The sequence below is a fragment of the Streptomyces sp. NPDC050625 genome, assembly GCF_040654755.1.
Lineage (GTDB): Bacteria > Actinomycetota > Actinomycetes > Streptomycetales > Streptomycetaceae > Streptomyces.
This window is the reverse complement of the sequence record NZ_JBFAIQ010000024.1, coordinates 31,117-47,729: the sequence shown is the minus strand read 5'-3', so window position 1 is coordinate 47,729 and position 16,613 is coordinate 31,117. Positions and strand designations below refer to the sequence as shown.

General features: G+C 73.7%; 16 protein-coding genes. 12 read left to right on the top strand and 4 right to left on the bottom strand.

The window, feature by feature from the left end:
* The first annotated feature begins 143 nt into the window (after positions 1-143).
* The 4 genes from AB0I54_RS36175 to AB0I54_RS36160 all read left to right on the top strand — a co-directional run bounded on the left by AB0I54_RS36175 (position 144) and on the right by AB0I54_RS36160 (position 3,134).
* Positions 144-686, top strand: a complete 543-nt coding sequence (locus tag AB0I54_RS36175) for a carboxymuconolactone decarboxylase family protein (protein ID WP_363300504.1) — start codon at positions 144-146, stop codon at positions 684-686.
* A gap of 33 nt (positions 687-719) precedes the next feature.
* Complete coding sequence (locus AB0I54_RS36170; protein ID WP_363300503.1) at positions 720-1,691, top strand: oxidoreductase; 972 nt, start codon at positions 720-722, stop codon at positions 1,689-1,691.
* Between the two features lie 5 nt (positions 1,692-1,696).
* Entirely contained in the window at positions 1,697-1,945 is a 249-nt protein-coding gene (locus tag AB0I54_RS36165; RefSeq protein WP_363300502.1) for a hypothetical protein, read from the top strand.
* 190 nt (positions 1,946-2,135) lie between these two features.
* Positions 2,136-3,134 (top strand): hypothetical protein, encoded by a 999-nt coding sequence (locus AB0I54_RS36160; RefSeq protein WP_363300501.1) that lies wholly within the window; start codon positions 2,136-2,138, stop codon positions 3,132-3,134.
* Between the two features lie 74 nt (positions 3,135-3,208).
* On the opposite strand, the gene AB0I54_RS36155 is transcribed toward AB0I54_RS36160, so the two are convergent.
* The 4 genes from AB0I54_RS36155 to AB0I54_RS36140 all read right to left on the bottom strand — a co-directional run bounded on the left by AB0I54_RS36155 (position 3,209) and on the right by AB0I54_RS36140 (position 6,308).
* Positions 3,209-3,529 (bottom strand): hypothetical protein, encoded by a 321-nt coding sequence (locus tag AB0I54_RS36155; protein WP_363300500.1) that lies wholly within the window; start codon positions 3,527-3,529, stop codon positions 3,209-3,211.
* A 60-nt stretch (positions 3,530-3,589) separates the two neighbouring features.
* Positions 3,590-4,756: a methionine adenosyltransferase gene (gene metK / locus AB0I54_RS36150; RefSeq protein ID WP_363300499.1), complete on the bottom strand. Its 1,167-nt coding sequence runs from the start codon at positions 4,754-4,756 to the stop codon at positions 3,590-3,592.
* 89 nt (positions 4,757-4,845) lie between these two features.
* Complete coding sequence (locus AB0I54_RS36145; RefSeq protein ID WP_363300498.1) at positions 4,846-6,105, bottom strand: MFS transporter; 1,260 nt, start codon at positions 6,103-6,105, stop codon at positions 4,846-4,848.
* Positions 6,102-6,308, bottom strand: a complete 207-nt coding sequence (locus tag AB0I54_RS36140; RefSeq protein ID WP_363300497.1) for a 4-oxalocrotonate tautomerase family protein — start codon at positions 6,306-6,308, stop codon at positions 6,102-6,104. The genes AB0I54_RS36145 and AB0I54_RS36140 overlap by 4 nt, the downstream gene beginning before the upstream one ends.
* A 306-nt stretch (positions 6,309-6,614) precedes the next feature.
* Here AB0I54_RS36140 and AB0I54_RS36135 point away from each other — a divergent pair, with 306 nt between their 5' ends.
* The 8 genes from AB0I54_RS36135 to AB0I54_RS36100 are packed head-to-tail and all read left to right on the top strand — an operon-like array spanning position 6,615 to position 16,562.
* The gene (locus AB0I54_RS36135; protein ID WP_363300496.1) at positions 6,615-7,475 is read left to right on the top strand and encodes a TauD/TfdA family dioxygenase; all 861 of its coding nucleotides are present in this window, start codon (positions 6,615-6,617) and stop codon (positions 7,473-7,475) included.
* On the top strand, positions 7,472-8,269 hold the full coding sequence (locus AB0I54_RS36130; RefSeq protein WP_363300495.1) for an aldolase/citrate lyase family protein: 798 nt from the start codon (positions 7,472-7,474) through the stop codon (positions 8,267-8,269). The genes AB0I54_RS36135 and AB0I54_RS36130 overlap by 4 nt, the downstream gene beginning before the upstream one ends.
* 23 nt (positions 8,270-8,292) lie before the next feature.
* Entirely contained in the window at positions 8,293-9,297 is a 1,005-nt protein-coding gene (locus AB0I54_RS36125; RefSeq protein ID WP_363300494.1) for a cysteine synthase family protein, read from the top strand.
* A 30-nt stretch (positions 9,298-9,327) separates the two neighbouring features.
* Positions 9,328-11,178, top strand: a complete 1,851-nt coding sequence (gene asnB, locus AB0I54_RS36120; RefSeq protein ID WP_363300493.1) for an asparagine synthase (glutamine-hydrolyzing) — start codon at positions 9,328-9,330, stop codon at positions 11,176-11,178.
* A complete protein-coding gene (locus tag AB0I54_RS36115; RefSeq protein WP_363300492.1) occupies positions 11,175-12,236 on the top strand; it encodes a PrpF domain-containing protein in 1,062 nt (353 codons plus the stop codon). The genes asnB and AB0I54_RS36115 overlap by 4 nt, the downstream gene beginning before the upstream one ends.
* Complete coding sequence (locus AB0I54_RS36110) at positions 12,209-13,333, top strand: acyl-CoA dehydrogenase (protein ID WP_363300491.1); 1,125 nt, start codon at positions 12,209-12,211, stop codon at positions 13,331-13,333. Before AB0I54_RS36115 ends, AB0I54_RS36110 begins: the two co-directional genes overlap by 28 nt.
* Positions 13,321-14,739: a dihydroorotase family protein gene (locus AB0I54_RS36105; protein ID WP_363300490.1), complete on the top strand. Its 1,419-nt coding sequence runs from the start codon at positions 13,321-13,323 to the stop codon at positions 14,737-14,739. Before AB0I54_RS36110 ends, AB0I54_RS36105 begins: the two co-directional genes overlap by 13 nt.
* Positions 14,736-16,562 (top strand): NAD(P)H-dependent oxidoreductase, encoded by a 1,827-nt coding sequence (locus AB0I54_RS36100; RefSeq protein ID WP_363300489.1) that lies wholly within the window; start codon positions 14,736-14,738, stop codon positions 16,560-16,562. The genes AB0I54_RS36105 and AB0I54_RS36100 overlap by 4 nt, the downstream gene beginning before the upstream one ends.
* Positions 16,563-16,613: the final 51 nt, after the last annotated feature.

Sequence of the window (16,613 nt, the reverse complement as noted above, 5' to 3'; positions counted from 1 at the left end):
CGGCGGGACGCTTCTCTCTGAGTGCGCAGATGGGAGCGCCGGCCGGGCCGGCCGGAGTCCGCATTCTGGGAGTTGGCCGGGCCGCCCACGGGTTCCGACGATGAGGGCCCCGTCGGTAACACGGCAGACAAAGGACGCGCATCGTGCCCCACATCGAGCTGACTCATGATCTTCCCGGCATCAGCGGGCTGTTCGCCCAGCGCCCGGACACCGCGGACGTGCTGTCGCAGCTCGCGGAGACCCTGCTGCGCAGTGGCCCCTCGCCGCTGAGCCGGGGGGAGCGCGAGCTGATCGCCGCCTACGTCTCCCACCTCAACTGCACGGAGTTCTGTGCCGGTTCGCACAGCGCGTTCGCGGCGGCGCAGCTCGACGGCGGCGCCGAGCTGGTCGCCGCTGTGCTCACCGACCCCGGCACGGCCCCGATCTCCCCGCTGCTGCGGGCGCTGCTCGCGGTGGCCGCCGAGGTGCAGGCGAAGGCGGCTCCCGTGTCCGACAAGGCGGTCGCCGCCGCCCGGGCCGAGGGCGCCACCGATACCCACATCCACGACACGGTCCTGATCGCGGCCGCGTTCGCGATGTTCAACCGGTACGTCAACGGCCTGGCCACCGAGGTTCCGTCTGACCCGGCGTTCTACGGCGTGGCGGCCGAGCTCATCGTCGAGCACGGCTATGGCGCCGCGCACTGACCTGGCGTCCGACCGGCGTCCGAGGAGGACGACATGACGTGGTCCGCAGCAGATGTTCCCGACCTGAGCGGCCGTACGGCCCTGGTCACCGGCGCCTCGGGTGGCATCGGCCGGGAGACGGCCCGGGTGCTCGCGGCCCACGGGGCGCATGTCGTCCTCGCCTGCCGCAGCGAGCAGCGGGCACGGGCCGTGGCCGAGTGGGCCGGGGGCAGCACCGAGGTGGTCGAACTCGACCTGGCGTCACTGGACTCGGTGCGCCGGGCCGCCGCGCGGGTGCGCGACCGGCACGCCCGTCTGGACCTGCTGGTCAACAACGCCGGGGTGATGTTCCCGTCGTACGGGCGTACGGCGGACGGCTTCGAGGTCCATCTCGGTGTCAATCACCTCGGTCACTTCGCGCTGACGGGGCTGCTGCTCGGTCTGATGTCGGGGGTGCCGGGCTCACGGGTCGTCACCGTCGGGAGCCTCGCGCACCGTGTGGGCCTCGGCGGTTTCGACGCGGACCGCGCCCGGTCCGGGTCCGGGCGCCGGTCGGTGACGGCGTACGGGCGCTCCAAGCTGGCGAATCTGCTGTTCGCCCGGGAGTTGCAGCGCCGTCTCACCGCGGCCGGTGCCGCCACCGTGTCGCTCGCCGCGCATCCGGGTCTGTCGCCGACCGGGCTGTGGCACGGCGACCCTCCCGCTGTGCTGCGGCCCGTGGTCGCGGCGGGGATGCGCTGGCTGGCCCAGCCGGCGCAGGCGGCGGCGCTGCCGTCGCTGCGGGCGGCGACGGACCCGCAGGTGCCGCGGGGCGCCTATCTGGGGCCTGCCCGGCGGTTCGGGAGCCGTGGGGCGCCGGTGCCCGCGCGGTCCAGCCGTGCGGCGCGCGATGCGGCGGCGCAGGCCCGGCTGTGGGAGCTGTCGGAGGAACTGACCGGGGTGCGGTACGAGTTCGCGTCGGCACCGGGGCCCGGGCCGGGAGAGCCGGCCGCGGGTGTGTGCCCGGTCATGGGATCGCGGGGCTGAGCGCCGTGGCCGGGGAGAGCATCGCGGCCGGTGTGGGTGCGGGTGTCACCGGTCGGGCCCGGTTCCGTCCGGTGGCTGCCTGGGCGTGGATGTGGCGGAACTTCGACGCGGTGCTGCCGGACGGCGATGACGCAGTTCCGACGACGGGTTCGGCGGACGCAGTTCCGGCGTCGGGCCGGCCGCTCCCACTGCGGCCGGCGACCGTGCTCGCGGTGGCCGACGGGGACGGGGACGAGGGGCTGCCGCTCCCCTGACGGAGCGCCGCGCGACGCTGCGGGCGGCATCGACTTCACGAAGTGGGTCCGGTTCTTTCTTCCCCCGTGCTCACTGCGGGCTCGGACCGTCACTGCGCGTGCGCGCGGGCCTAGCGTGGCGTTCGATCGCCCGCAGATTCCCCGCACATCCGCGCAGATCCCTCCGCTCCCTCCCGAAAGGCGACTTGTCATGGCTCAGACAGCACAGCGGCCTGCCGCGCCCCCCTCCCGGGCGCAGCGGGCCGCAAACACCGGTCCCGCATCGTCATCGTTCTTCTTCAATGGCCATGCGCCGCGCCGCCGCACGCTGGTCGCCGCGGTCGCGGCGGTCTTCGGTTTCGCCCTGACGGTGGTGTGGTCCGCACAGTTCGTGGACCGGACCATCGGCGACAACGTCGCGGACACCCTGCTCGGCCACGCGGCCAAGGGCACGCCGATCGCGGGTGTGCTCGCGGGTCTGGCGTTCGCGCTGGCCACCGGTGTCGCGGGCACGTTCACCGCGTGCAACGTGGCCGTCTTCAGCGCGCTGGCGCCGCTGGCCGGCGGCCCTTCCACCTCCCGGCGGGGCCGGATGGCCGCCGCGCTGCGTCCGCTGAGCCGGCTCGCGCTCGGTGCGGTCGTCGTGTCCGCCGCGTACGGGGCGGTGGTGTCCCTCGTCGGTACGGGCATGCCGCAGTTCGACGACAGCCAGGGCGGCGGCGGATTCTCCGGGCGTCTGGTGCAGGCGATGGTGGTCTACGGGCTGATCGGTCTGCTGATGACGTATCTGGGCCTGGCCGCGCTGGGTGTGGTGCGTGATCCGCTGGCGCGGCTGTCACGGCGCTTCCCGGGCGCGCCGATGCTGGTGATGGGCGGGCTGATCGGGGCGTTCCTGATCGGGCGTCCCTTCCCGCTGTTCCGCCAGCTGTTCCGCGACGCCGCCGAGAGTCACAACCCGCTGTACGGCGCGGTCGCGTTCGGCCTGCAGTCGATCGGCAACATCACTGTCATGTCGGTGCTGTTCCTCCTGGTGGCCGGTCTGTTCGGGGAGCGGCTGCACCGGTGGACGGCGCTGCGGCCGAGCCGCGCGTCGGCGCTGATGGCGGCGGGCTTCCTGGCGGCGGGCGTGTTCCTGGTCCTGTACTGGGACGTGCGGATCCTGGCCGTCCGCGATCTGATCTGGTACCCGATGGCGCCCTGGGCGAAGTGAGGTGACCGTGCGTCACCTGGTGGGGCCCGGCCGGAGCAGCCTCCGGCCGGGCCCCATGTCGTACGGGGAGGGGTTCAGCCGCCCGCGGCGGCCACGGCGGCGACCAGCTCGCCCGCCGTGTCGAGGATGCCGGGGGCGGTGAGCCGCGGGTCGTCCAGGACGGGGACGAGGCCGGCGAGGGTGCGGGCGAACCGGCCTTCGTTGTCGTGGACCATCGTGACGGCTCCCTCCCACAGCGCGGCCCGGATGCGGCGCGAGGTGAGCAGGCCGTCACCGGCGACGGAGGTCAGCAGCAGCCCGGCGACGCGGACTTCGAGCGGCGTCGGGCGCCAGGTGCCGGTGCGCAGGTCCGCCAGAAGGCCTTCGACGCTGCCGCGCGCGTGCGGTGGCGGCAAGCTCGGGAAGCTGGGCGGTGATCGTGGACACGGGTGGTTCCTCTCGCGGGTCGCGGCCGGCTAGTCGAGGCCGGCCACGGCGCGCAGGGCGGCGGCGCGGTCGATGCGTTCCCAGGTGAAGTCGGGGAGTTCGCGGCCGAAGTGGCCGTACGCGGCGGTCTGGGCGTAGATCGGGCGGAGCAGGTCGAGGTCGCGGATGATGGCGGCCGGGCGGAGGTCGAAGACCTCGCCGATGGCCTGTTCGATGAGGTGCAGGGGGATCTCCTCGGTGCCGAAGGTCTCCACGAACAGGCCGACGGGCTCGGCCTTGCCGATCGCGTAGGCGACCTGGACCTCGCAGCGCGAGGCCAGGCCCGCGGCGACCACGTTCTTGGCGACCCAGCGCATCGCGTACGCCGCCGAGCGGTCCACCTTGGACGGGTCCTTGCCGGAGAACGCGCCGCCGCCGTGGCGGGCCATACCGCCGTACGTGTCGATGATGATCTTGCGGCCGGTCAGACCCGCGTCGCCCATCGGGCCGCCGATCTCGAAGCGGCCGGTCGGGTTGACCAGCAGGCGGTAGCCCTCGGTGTCCAGCTTGATGCCCTCGTCCAGCAGCGCCTTGAGCTCCGGCTCCACGACGAACTCACGGATGTCGGGGGTGAGCAGCGACTCCAGGTCGATGTCGCTCGCGTGCTGCGAGGAGACGACCACCGTGTCGAGGCGGACGGCCTTGTCGCCGTCGTACTCGATGGTGACCTGCGTCTTGCCGTCCGGGCGCAGGTAGGGGACCGTGCCGTTCTTGCGGACGTCCGAGAGACGCTTGGACAGGCGGTGGGCGAGCTGGATCGGCAGGGGCATCAGTTCCGGTGTCTCGTCGGTCGCGTAACCGAACATCAGGCCCTGGTCGCCGGCGCCGCCGGTGTCCACGCCCTGCGCGATGTCCGGGGACTGCGCGCCGATGGACACCGACACACCGCAGGAGGCACCGTCGAAGCCCTTCAGGGAGGAGTCGTAGCCGATCTCCAGGATTTTCTCGCGGACCAGCTCGGCGATCGGCACGTAGGCGGTGGTCGTCACTTCGCCGGCCACGTGCACCTGGCCGGTGGTGATCAGGGTCTCCACGGCCACGCGGGCGGCCGGGTCCCGGCCGAGCAGCGCGTCGAGCAGGGTGTCGCTGATCTGGTCGGCGATCTTGTCGGGATGGCCCTCGGTGACCGACTCCGAGGTGAACAGCCGTTTCGTCATGAGCGCATCAGATCCGCGGCCGCGGCCGGACCGCAACCGGACCTGCCCGAGTCACGGCCGGCACCGCGGATGCGTGACGCTTGGGCATGTCAGGCAGCGGCCGGAACCTTCTCCTGCGTGGTGCGCGAGGCGCGTACGCCGACCACGGACCGGTACAGCAGGATCGCGGCGCAGCCGGCCGTCCCGTACAGCAGGCTCATGCCGAGGGCGGGGACGAACGCGCCGAGGGTGACGCACAGGGCGGCGACGAGGAGCCCGATCCGGGCGTTGAGCGCGTAGGCCGCCATGTACTTGGTGCGGGCCTCGGGGTCGATCAGGTCGGCCAGGAGCGCCTGGCGCACCGGGACGCTGGCGATCTCCCCGAAGGTGAGCAGGACGGCCGCCGCGATGAGCACCCAGCCGATGTCGCTGACGGCCCAGACCATGTAGCCGGCGGTGAAGACGGCGATCCCGCCGTACAGCCGGAGCCGCTCGGGGACCCGCGCGAGCAGGGTCTTGGCGAAGAGGACGAGGGCGACGACCAGGGCGGCGTTGACCGCCCGCAGGATGCCGAGGACGGCGACGCCGTCCACGTCCAGCCGCAGGCCGCCGACCGCGAGCAGGGTCTGCCGCGGGAACTGACGGGACAGGCGTACGGCGATGTAGTAGCCGATCTGCATCTCCACCGCGGCGATCAGCGCGGCCGCGGCCAGCTGGCGCAGGAAGACACGGTCGCGCGCCACGGTGAGGTAGCCGCGCAGCATGGCGCCGGGCCCGGCCGCCGCCCTGCCGGTCTGCGGGGCGGTCTCGCTGATCCAGCGCCACATCACCGACGTGGTCAGCAGGCACAGCGCGGCGGCGCCGGTCAGCAGCTGGAGGAAGTGGCCGTCGTAGAGGAACCCGCCTAGCAGGGCGCCCACGGTGAACGCCAGGTTGATCGACCAGTAGTTGATCGTGTAGACGAGCGGGCGGTTGTCGGGGGTGGAGACGTCGACCATCATCGCGTCGGCCGCCGGGGTGGCCAGTTGCGAGCAGCAGGTGTTGAGCAGGAACAGGCCGAACGTGACGGGCCCGGAGGTCCACCACGGGGAGTTGGCCAGGGCGAGCAGGCCGAAGGTGAGGGTGGCGCCGAGTTCGCCGGCCACCATCACGGGGCGCCGGCCGTGGACGTCGGCGAGGTGGCCGCCGAGGAAGTTGGCGGCGATGCCGGCCGCCGCCACGCAGACGGTGAGGACACCGGCGACGGCGGGGCCGTAGAGGGCCGCCAGATGGATGACGAGCAGCGGCATCAGCATGACCGACAGCAGCCGCTGGACGAAGCCGACCGCCATCCGCAGCCGGATGTTGGGGTGCAGGGAGCGCAGGGTCATCGCCGGCCTCGCCGGGAGCGGGATTCGTCGGCGAGGTGGCCGCCGTTGCCCCAGTGGTCGGGGTCGACGTCCCGCACGATGACGGTGACGGCGTCGTCCGGGCAGCCGGACACGCGCGTGACCACGTCGGTGATGCCCGCCACCAACTCCTTTCGCGCTTGCCGGTCGTTGCCCTGCCACCAGTTGACGGTGATCACTGGCATGTCAGCAGTCCTTTGCTCCGGAGGACGATTCAAGGGCGCGGCGGCTAGAGAATCCCCGGGGCGCCACGACGTTGACAAGCCAAGGCCGCACACGGAATACGACTTGAACAAGTCGGCCCTTTTCCGCGGGTTTTCCGTGCCCGAACGGGAGCGAGTTGGTGAAGTCGTATCGCCTTTTCGGCTTCCGTTGCCGCCGGATTGAGCCACGTGCTGTGATCGGACGCCGGGAAGGACTTGCGGTGCCGTGCCCGCGCTCCCCCGCCGGCACGGCCACGCGAGTCCCTGACATATTCGGAGGGAATGCTGGTGTCCCTGTTCGACATACGCCGGATCGGCGGCAGGATCGGCGCGGAGGTCACAGGCGTCGATCTGTCCACCGAGCTGTCGGATTCCGATTTCCGGCAGATCCACGAGGCATTCCTGGAGTACAAGGTCCTCTTCTTCCGGGACCAGGACATCACCGACGAGCACCAACTCGCCTTCGCCGGCCGCTTCGGCCCGCTGACCCAGTCGCACCCGATGATGCGCACCGTCGACGGCTCCCCGCAGGTGATTCCCGTCGACGGGGAGGACCAGCGGGCCGACCACTGGCACACCGACATCAGCTTCACCACCGCGCCGTCGCTGGGCACGACCCTGCGCAGTGTGGTGCTGCCCCCGTACGGCGGGGACACCCTGGTCGCGAACGCGGCCGCGGGCTACCGGGACCTGCCGGCCGAACTGCGCGCGGTGGCCGACCGGTTGTGGGCCGTGCACACCAACCACGCCGAGCAGCCGCGGCTGGGCACCGAGCGCGGCGACAAGGTGCGCGCGGCGTTCCTGGCCCGCCGGTTCGAGACCGCCCACCCGGTGGTGCGCGTCCACCCGGAGTCCGGTGAGCCGAGCCTGTTCCTCGGCGGTTTCGCCCAGTGGCTGCTGGGCGTGGAGCCGCGCGAGTCCCGGCCGATCATCGATGTGCTCCAGGGCTATGTGCGCCGGCCGGAGAACGTCGCCCGCTGGCGCTGGCGCCCCGGCGACGTGCTGATCTTCGACAACCGCAGCACACAGCACTTCGCGGTCAACGACTACGGGCGCCACCAGCGGGTGCTGCACCGGGTGTCGATCACCGGTGACGTGCCCGTCGGCCTCGACGGCAAGCAGAGCTACGCACTGAAGGAAGGGGAATGAGCATGGCGTCCGTCTCGCATCCGGACCCGGGGTTCGCGGCGCGGCTGCGCCGCCGGGAGCCCCTGGTGGGTTACTGGATCTCCCTGGACAGTCCGGTCGCGACCGAGCGGGTCGCCGGGCTCGGCTACGACTACATCGGCGTGGACGGCCAGCACGGTGTGCCGCACCAGCCCGGGTGGCAGGCCGCGATGCTGGCCGTGGACGCCCGCGGCCGCTCCGCCGGGGTGATCCGGGTGCCGTCGCCGGACCCGGTCGCCATCGGTGTCGCGCTCGACACCGGGGCGCGCGGTGTGATCGTCCCGATGGTGGAGAGCGCCGGGCAGGCGCGCGACGCCGTGCGGGCCTGCCGGCACCATCCGGCGGGTACGCGCAGTCTGGCCGGGCCGGTCCGCGCGGAACTGCGGCTGGGATCCGTACCGGCCGAGATCGACGACCGTGTCGCGTGCGTCGTGATGATCGAGACCGCGGCCGCGCTGGACGACCTGGAGGCCATCTGCGCCACGGACGGCCTCGACGCGGTGTACGTCGGGCCCGCCGATCTGTCGGCCGCGCTCGGCGCGCGCTGGTTCGGCGACCCGGCGGCCGCCGACGCGCTGGAGGCCGCGCTGGAGCGGATAACGCAGACCGCCCGCCAGCACGGCATCGCCTGCGGCATCCATGTGCCGGACGGCGAGAGCGCCGCGAAGCGGCTCGCCGAGGGCTTCACCTTCGCCACCGTCTCCAGTGACATCACCCACCTGCAGCAGGCGGCCACCGCGCACCTGCGCGCGGCGCGCGGCCTGAGCACGGTCTGAGCGCGGCGGACGGGGGGGGAACCATGACGACAGAGGTGAGACACACCGCCGCGGAGCCGGCCGGGTCCGCGGAGCAACTGGGCGGTTCCGCGGAGCAATTGGTCCGGCCCGTGGAGCAACTGGTCGGGTCCGTGGAGGAACTCGTCGGGGGAACACCGCTGTTGGAGGTCCCGCTGCCGGGACTGGCCGGCTCGGTGCGGCTGCTGGCGAAGCTGGAGATGGCCAACCCGTTCTCCAGCGTGAAGGACCGGCCCGCGCTGTTCATGGTGCGGGCCGCCGAGGAGGCGGGGCTGCTGCCCGCGAGCGGGGGCACCGTCATCGAGTGCTCCTCCGGCAGCACCGGCATCTCGCTGGCCGCGCTGTGCGCCCGCCGCGGCCACCGGTGCATCATCGTGATGCCCGACAACGCCACCGAGGAACGCCGTCTGATCCTGCGCCGGCTGGGCGCCGAGGTGCATCTCGTGCCGCACCGGGACGGTCTTCTGGCCGCCTGGGCGTACGCGGAGGAGCTGCAGCGCGCCGTGCCCGGCTCCTGGGTGCCGCACCAGGACCGCAATCCCGCCAACGTGCGGGCGCACTACGAGACGACGGGCCCGGAAATCTGGCAGGCCGTACGGGGCCGGATCGACGTGCTGGTGTGCGGGGTCGGCACCGGCGGAACGCTGACGGGCACCGCCCGCTATCTGAAGGAGCGCACCGCGCTGCACGTCGTGGCGGTCGAACCGGCCCGCAGCGCCGTGCTGTCCGGGGGCGAGGCCGGTCCGCACGGCATTCCCGGCATCGGCGCCGGCTACGTCTCACCGATCACCGACCTCGCCCTGGTGGACGAGGTGGTGGCCGTCACGGACGAGGCTGCCGCGGCCACCACGGACGAAGTGACCCGCGCGACCGGTCTGCCGGTCGGCATCTCGTCGGGCGCCGCCGCCTGGGCGAGTCGTGCCGTGGCGGCCCAGCCCCGCTGGGCGGGTGCCACGGTCGTCACCGTGTTCCCCGACAGCGGGGAGCGCTATCTGTCGACGGCCCGCTGATCCGCCGTCCTCACGGAAAGACAGGCAGAGATGTGCCGGATCTTCGGCTACTTCAACGCGGCGGCGACGCCGCACGCGATGCGGACCGTCGCCGCCCTGCAACGGCACGGCGGCCCGGACGCGACGGGCGTCGCGCAGGGGGCCGGCTGGGGCCTGGGCAACAACCGGCTCGCCGTCGTCGGCCTGGACGGCGGACAGCAGCCGTACGGGCGGGGCGGACCGGTGCAGGTGGTCTTCAACGGGGAGATCTACAACCACGAGGAGCTGCGCCGCCGCCTGGAGGCGCTCGGCCATGTGGTCCCCGACCGCTGTGACGGATCGGTGCTGCCCGCGCTGTACCTGGAGTACGGCGAGGAGTTCACCGAGCACCTCGACGGAATGTACGCGCTGGCGTTGCTGGACACGCGGGGCGCGGTGCCGCGGCTGCTGCTCGCCACCGACCACATCGGGATGAAGCCCCTGTACCACCGGTGGAACCCGGCGGACCGGTCCCTGTACTTCTCCTCGGAGCTGCCCGCGCTGCTCGGGTTCGGCGGCATCGGCGGGCGGGTGCGCGAGTCGGCGCTGGACGCCCTTCTGACGACCCGTACGCCGTTCGGCACGCGGACGATGTACGAGGACGTGGAGGTGCTGGAGCCCGGCACGACCTGGGTGTGCGAGCTGGGCGGCCTGCCGCGGGTACGGCGGCGCGCCGCGCACACGGCGAACGGCGCCGAGGGGCCGGCCGGTGACGGGTTCACCGCGGCACGGCAGGTGCGGCGCACCCTGCGCCACGAGGTGGGCCGGCTGCTCGCGGCGGACGTGCCGGTCGCCGTGGTCACCTCCGGCGGCCTGGACTCCTCCCTGGTGACGGCGCTCGCGGCCGAGTACGGGCCACAGCACACCTTCACCATCGCCTACCGGGGCACCTGGCCGTTCGACGAGCGGCACTTCGCGCGTGAGGTGGCCGACCGGGCCCATGCGGTCCACCACGAGGTGGAGATCGACCCGGCCTCCTTCCCCGAACTGCTGGAGGAGACCGTCTGGCACCTGGGCCAGCCCAACGCCGATCCGATCGCGCTGAGCACGTACGCGCTGTTCCGGGCGATCCGGGAGGCCGGCTTCACGGTGGCGCTCACCGGTGACGGCGCGGACGAGGTGTTCGGCGGGTACGAGCGGATGCGGCTGGCGGCCGAGCGCGCGGCGGCGGGCGCCGACTGGGCGCCCGGCTACCTGGACGCGCTGTCCGCCGTACCGGCCGCGCTGCGCGACCGCCTGTACACCGACGCCTACCGGGCCCATGTCGCCGCCGACCCGGCGCTGCCCGGGGCAGCCCGGGAGGACCTGCTGCACGGCCCCGGCACCGCCTTGGACCGCATCACCCGGTTCGAGCTGGAGCAGCGGCTGCCCGCCTATCATCTGCGCCGGGTCGACCACCTCAGCATGGCCTCCGCGGTGGAGGCACGGCTGCCGTTCTGCCAGCGGTCGGTCCTCTCCCTGGGCCGGCCGCTGCCCGACCACCGGCGTGTCCAGGGCAGCCAGGTCAAGCGCACCCTGTACGCGGCGGCGGCCGGGCTGCTGCCCGAGCGGGTGCTGTCCCGGCCCAAGCAGCCGTTCACCCTGCCGGTGACGGCGATGCTGCGGCCGGGCACCACGCTGTGGGAGTACGCGCGGGACCTGCTGGCGCCGGACCGGACCGCCGCGTCGGGACGGCTGGACGGCCGGGCGGTCGACGCCCTGTTCACCGCGCAGGGCGAACGTCCCGACGACACCACGGCGCTGGCGCTGTGGGCGCTGCTGGTGCACGAGGTGTGGGACGGGCAGTTCCGGCGTTCGCTCGACGGCTCGGGTACGGCCGCGGCGGCACCCGGGGGCACGAGACCGCTGGCGGTGGCGGCATGATCGGGCACCTCGCGTACGCGGCGGGCAGCCCCTGCCCCACCTTCGTGCTGGACGCCGGCCGGTTGCCGCGCGAGGACGAGACGTTGCTGGCCCATCTCGCGCAGGCGCGCCGCTATCTGGCGTCGGCGGGGGGCGCGCACGTACTGAAGATCGCTCTCATCGAGCCGTCCGCGCATCCGATGTTCGACCTGGACTACCGGTTCGTGCAGGCGCTGCCCGGCGCCCCGGACCGGTTCGACGTACGCGGTTCGTGCGGTCACTCGGTGCTGGCGTCGGTGCTGGCGGCCTCCCGCTCGGGAATGCTGCCGCGGCTGGTGCCGGGCGCCCGGATCCGGGTGCGGGTGCACAACAACGGCGACAGCGTGGTGTGCGAGGCCGAGCGGGTCGAACGGGACGGGGCGGGATTCACGGTCACCTTCGTCCAGCCCACCCCGGTGCCCTTCGCGGATCTGCTGCCGGCCGGGCGGCCGCGCACCGTGCTGGCGGACGACGGGGAACACGTCGAGGTCTCCCTCGTCGCCAGCTCCAACACCTATGCGTTCGTCGACGCCCGCACGCTCGGCATACCCGACCAGGCGGCGCTCTTCCTCGCCGGCGGGGAGCTGCTGGAGCGGCTGGAGTCGATCCGGGCCGCGGCGGCCGACCTGCTCGGCTGGCCGCGCGGCGGGGCCTTCCCCAAGATCGCGGCGGTGCTGCCCGGCGCGGACGGCGGCATCGCGGCCCGCGCCGTGACGGTGCCCGGCTGGCACCCGTCGATCGCCCTGACCGGTGCCGTCTGCCTGGGATCGGCGATGCGGATCCCAGGCACGCTGCCCTGGCGGATCGCCCGCGAACACGGCACGGACGACGGCCTGGTGGGCATCACCACGCCGGGCGGACGGACGGCGGTCACGGCGGTCACCTCGGCCGCCGGGACGGCCCGCGACGAGGGCGCCCTGCTGTGGGCGACCGTCGCGCACAAGCACGTCACCTTCCAGGGCTCGTTCGCCCTGACACCCCTGACTCACCTGCAGTTCGAGGAGGTCGCCCAATGTCTGGCGCTGTCCGGAGCGGTGTGAGACCGCTGCTGACGGCCGAGCTGCGCGCCCGGCTGTCGGAGTCCGCCGCACACAGCGGGCCGGCCGGTGTGCCCGACGGCGAGACGCTGGCGGCGCTGCGCGCCGACGGGCTGCTCGGCACGGCCGTCGCGGCCCGGCACGGCGGCGCGGGCGGGGACGCCGCCGCGGTCAACCACGTCGTGGAGGAGCTCGCCGCCGTCGACCCTTCGGTGGCCATCATCGCGTTCCAGCACTTCGCCGTGTCGGCCCGGATCGCCGAGTGGGGCACCGAGGAGCAGCAGCGGCGGATTCTGCCGCTGCTGGCCGACGGCACCTGGCTGGCCGCGTCGGCGTGGAGCGAGCCGGGTGCCGGGGCGGCCAAGCGGAACCTGGCCAGCCGCGGCGAGCGTCTGGCGGACGGCCGGTGGCGTCTGGACGGCGCGAAGACGTTCACGACCGGCGCCGGGGTCGCCGATGTGTACCTGGTCCTGGTGCAGACCGGCCGGCCGGGCGGTACCGCGCAGGGGTACGGGTCGGACGGGCAGACCTTCTTCCTGGTCGGGGCCGACGCCCCGGGGCTGGTCGCGGACCTCGGCCTGGACCTGGCCGGGATGCGCGGCTCGGCGACCGGGCTCCTCGCCCTCGACGGCTGCGAAGTGGCGGACGCCGACCGGCTGGGGCCGGCCGACGGGGCCGCGTCGGTCATCGCGGGTGTGCGCGAGTCGGGCGCCAGCCTGGGCGCGGTGTCCGTGGGCATCGCACGGGCCGCGTTCGACCTGGCCGTGCGTCACGCGCGGCAGCAGGGGCTGCTGGAACTGCCCACGGTGCGGCACCGGCTGGTGGATCTGGCGACCCGTCTGGAGGCGGCGCGGGCCGTCGTGGCCAGGGCCGGTGCCCGCAGCTCGGCGCAGCCGGGACTGACCACGCTGCACAGCAAGCTGCACGCGTCCGTGGCCGCCGAGGAGATCTGTCTCGACGTCGCCCGGATGCTGGGCTCGGCCGGATACCGCGAGGGCGCACCGATCGGCAGGCTGCTCGCCGACGCGCGCGGCATCGCCTTCATGGGCCCGACGAACGACCTGTGCCGTGATCTGGTGGCGGCGGCATGGACCGGCTGACCCCCGTGCCCGAACTCGTCGTCAGCGGCCGCCGGCTGGTGACGCCGTACGGCGTGCGGCCCGGGCACGTACTGATCAGCGGCGGCCGGATCACCGCCGTCACCGGCCCCGGCGCGGCACCCGCCGCGGCCGGACACCTCGACGCCGGTCAGCACTACGTGCTGCCCGGACTCATCGACTCCCATGTGCACTTCCGCACGCCCGGTCTGACGCACAAGGAGGACTGGGAACACGGCAGCCGGGCGGCGGTACGCGGCGGTGTGACCACGGTGCTGGACATGCCGAACACGGTGCCGCCCACGCTGGACCCGCAGTCGCTGTCCGACAAGGCCCGGCTGGTGCGGGGCCGTTCGCTGGTGGACTTCCGCTTCCACATCGGGGTCGACCCGGCGCGCCCGCGGCTGCTGGCGGACCTCGACCCGTCGGTGGCGACCAGCGCGAAGGTGTTCATGGCGGGCCACCACACGGCCCCGACGGTGGTCCGCGATCCGGCGGTACTGGAGCAGACGTTCGCCGCGGCGGCCGAGGCGGGTCTGCAACTGGTCCTGCACGCCGAGGACGACGGGCTGTTCGCGCTGCTCGACGCCTGGTGGGGGGAACCGTCCGGCTACCTCGACTACGAGCGGCGCAGGCCGCGCAGCGGCAGCATCGTCGCCGTCGCCAAGGTCGTCGAACTGGTGCGGCGGCACGGCACCCGGGCGCACATACTGCACCTGTCGAGCGCCGAGGAGGCCGACCTGGTGTGCGCGGCGCAGGCCGCCGGGCATCCGGTCACCTTCGAGGTCACCGGCCACCACCTGTCGTTCACCGACGAGGACACCCGGCGCCTGGGCGCGCGGACGCGACTGTCGCCGTCCATCCGCTCCCGGGCGGACCAGGACCGGCTGTGGCGGGCCCTGGCACAGGGTCAGCTCGCCACCCTGGGCAGCGACCACGCCCCGCACACCGCCCGGGAGAAGACCCGCTCGCCCGCCGCCTCGCCGCCGGGGCTGCCCGGTGTGCAGGAACTGGCCGTCGCCGTGTGGACGGGGATGCGCCGCAGATGGCCCGAGGAGGACCCGGACGTCGCCGTGACGCGCCTGGTACGGCATCTGTCGCAGAAGCCCGCCGAGTTGTTCCGGCTGCCCGGCAAGGGGCGGATCGCCCCGGGCGCCGACGCCGACCTGGTCTTCTTCGCGCCCGACACACCCTGGATGTTCTCGGCGCACGACGTGGAGAGCAAGTGCGGCTGGTCGGCGTACGAGGGCTGGACGTTCACCGGGCGCGTCGAACGCACCCTGCGGGCGGGCCGCACCGTCTGGGACGCCTCCTCGGGCACCTTCGGCGGGTACGACGGTCGTCTGCTGACGGCGGCCGGGGACGGACCGCAGCCGGCGGCGATCGCCGCCAGGAGGGGAATGACATGACCAGACAACGGTCGGTGGTGGTGGCGGGCGGCGGCATCGGAGGGCTCGCGGCGGCCGCCAGCATGGCCGCGCGGGGCCTGGACGTGACCGTCCTGGAACGGGCCGAGCGGATCGGCACCGGCGGCTCGGGACTCGTGCTCCACCCCAACGGGTTGCGGGCCGCCGACGCCCTGGGCGCGCGCATCGGCGCCCGGATCCGGGCCGCTGGGCGGGCCGGCCGGCCCGGTGAGGTGCGGGTCCTGATGGACGCGCGGGGCACGGTGCTCGCCGAAGAGCCCGTCGGTGACGCCGGTTCCGGCGGCACCGCGCAGATTCCGGTGCTGCGCTCCGCGCTGCACCGGGCCCTGCTCGACGAGGCGCTCACCGCGGGGGCGGCGGTCGTCCTGGCGACCGCCGTCACCGACTACACCGTGCGCACCGGCCAGGTCGCCGTGCAGCTGTCGGACGGCTCCGTCACCGCCTGCGACGCGCTCGTCGGCGCGGACGGCATCCACTCGGCGGTGCGGGCCCGGATGCTCGCCGACGGCCCGCCGCAGTACCGGGGTTACACCTCGGTGCGCGGCAGGACCACCGGCTCGGCGCTGGGGCAGCGCGGCCACGTCGTCAACGGACGCGGCATCCAGTTGTTCATCGCCCCGGTGGGCGACGACACCCTGTACTGGACCGCCAAGATCACCGCACCGGCCGGGGTGTGGCCCGCCCTGGGACCGGCCGGGGCCCGGCTGGCCCTGCTGGACGCCCTCGAAGGCTGGTACGCCCCCGTCGTCGACCTGGTGCGCACCGCCGACCCCGAGGACGTCGTCGTCACCGACATCCACGACCGCGACCCCGCCCCGCGCTGGGTGGACGAGCGGGTGGCGCTGCTGGGCGATGCCGCGCATCCGATGGTCCCGGCCCTCGGTCAGGGCGCCAACCTGGCGCTGGAGGACGCCGCCGTGCTCGCCGACGCGCTCGCCTCGCCCGCGCCGGTGGCCGACGCCCTGGCCGGCTACGCCCGTGAGCGCATGGAGCGGGCCGCGGCCGTCGTCCTCGCCTCCCGCCGTCAGGGCGCACTCGACCAGGGCGCGGACCGGGCGGGTGAGGAGAGGCGCAACGCGCACATCAGGTCCGCCGGCCGCAAGGACGCGGACCTCGCCGACGTCGTCGGCTGGCGGCCCCGGCCGCAGTGTCCGGAACCGGGCCGCGCACCGGCCGCGACGACCACCGTCCGTCCGAGGAAAGGGACCATCGTCATGGGGGCACCGCACATCGTCCTGATCAGCGGATCGCTGCGCCCGGGTTCGACCTGCGACCGGGTGGCGGAGTGGTGCGCCCGGCGGTGCGCCGAACACGGAGCGTCCGCCCGCGTCTTCACCGGCACGGAGATCGACTTCCCGGCGTACCGGCCGGGGTTGGCCGGCCGGCACGCGGCCGTCACCGGTTTTCTGGAGGAACTGCGCGCCGCCGACGGCGTGATCCTGGTGTCGCCGACGTACCACGCGACCGTGTCGGGGCTGCTGAAGAACGCCCTGGACTACGTCAACGACATCGACGGGCCGGTGCCGTACCTCCAGGGGCGGGCGATCGGTACGGTCGCGGTGGGCTCCGCCGCCCAGGGCGCGGTCTCGACGCTGACCACGCTGCGCACCATCGGGCACGCGCTGCGCGGCTGGCCGACGCCGGTGGGTGTGGCCGTGTCGCAGGCTCCGGAGCAGCCCGCCGCGGACGGCGGGGAGCCCGCGCCCGACGTGGAGCGGCTGACGCAGATGGTGTCCCAGGTGGTGTGGCTGGGCGGCCTACGGGCCGAGGACGCCCACCCGCCCGTGCTCGGCGCCGTCGCCTGACCGCACACCCCGTCCCGCCAACCCCATGGTCGCGTGCGACGGGCGCGCGGC

Excerpts from the sequence above, each read along its gene's own strand:
- AB0I54_RS36170 (WP_363300503.1), top strand. The coding sequence starts at position 720 with ATGACGTGGTCCGCAGCAGATGTTCCCGACCTGAGCGGCCGTACGGCC.
- AB0I54_RS36160 (WP_363300501.1), top strand. The coding sequence starts at position 2,136 with ATGGCTCAGACAGCACAGCGGCCTGCCGCGCCCCCCTCCCGGGCGCAG.
- metK (WP_363300499.1), bottom strand. The coding sequence starts at position 4,756 with ATGACGAAACGGCTGTTCACCTCGGAGTCGGTCACCGAGGGCCATCCC.
- AB0I54_RS36145 (WP_363300498.1), bottom strand. The coding sequence starts at position 6,105 with ATGACCCTGCGCTCCCTGCACCCCAACATCCGGCTGCGGATGGCGGTC.
- AB0I54_RS36140 (WP_363300497.1), bottom strand. The coding sequence starts at position 6,308 with ATGCCAGTGATCACCGTCAACTGGTGGCAGGGCAACGACCGGCAAGCG.
- AB0I54_RS36130 (WP_363300495.1), top strand. The coding sequence starts at position 7,472 with ATGAGCATGGCGTCCGTCTCGCATCCGGACCCGGGGTTCGCGGCGCGG.
- AB0I54_RS36125 (WP_363300494.1), top strand. The coding sequence starts at position 8,293 with ATGACGACAGAGGTGAGACACACCGCCGCGGAGCCGGCCGGGTCCGCG.
- asnB (WP_363300493.1), top strand. The coding sequence starts at position 9,328 with ATGTGCCGGATCTTCGGCTACTTCAACGCGGCGGCGACGCCGCACGCG.
- AB0I54_RS36115 (WP_363300492.1), top strand. The coding sequence starts at position 11,175 with ATGATCGGGCACCTCGCGTACGCGGCGGGCAGCCCCTGCCCCACCTTC.
- AB0I54_RS36110 (WP_363300491.1), top strand. The coding sequence starts at position 12,209 with ATGTCTGGCGCTGTCCGGAGCGGTGTGAGACCGCTGCTGACGGCCGAG.
- AB0I54_RS36105 (WP_363300490.1), top strand. The coding sequence starts at position 13,321 with ATGGACCGGCTGACCCCCGTGCCCGAACTCGTCGTCAGCGGCCGCCGG.
- AB0I54_RS36100 (WP_363300489.1), top strand. The coding sequence starts at position 14,736 with ATGACCAGACAACGGTCGGTGGTGGTGGCGGGCGGCGGCATCGGAGGG.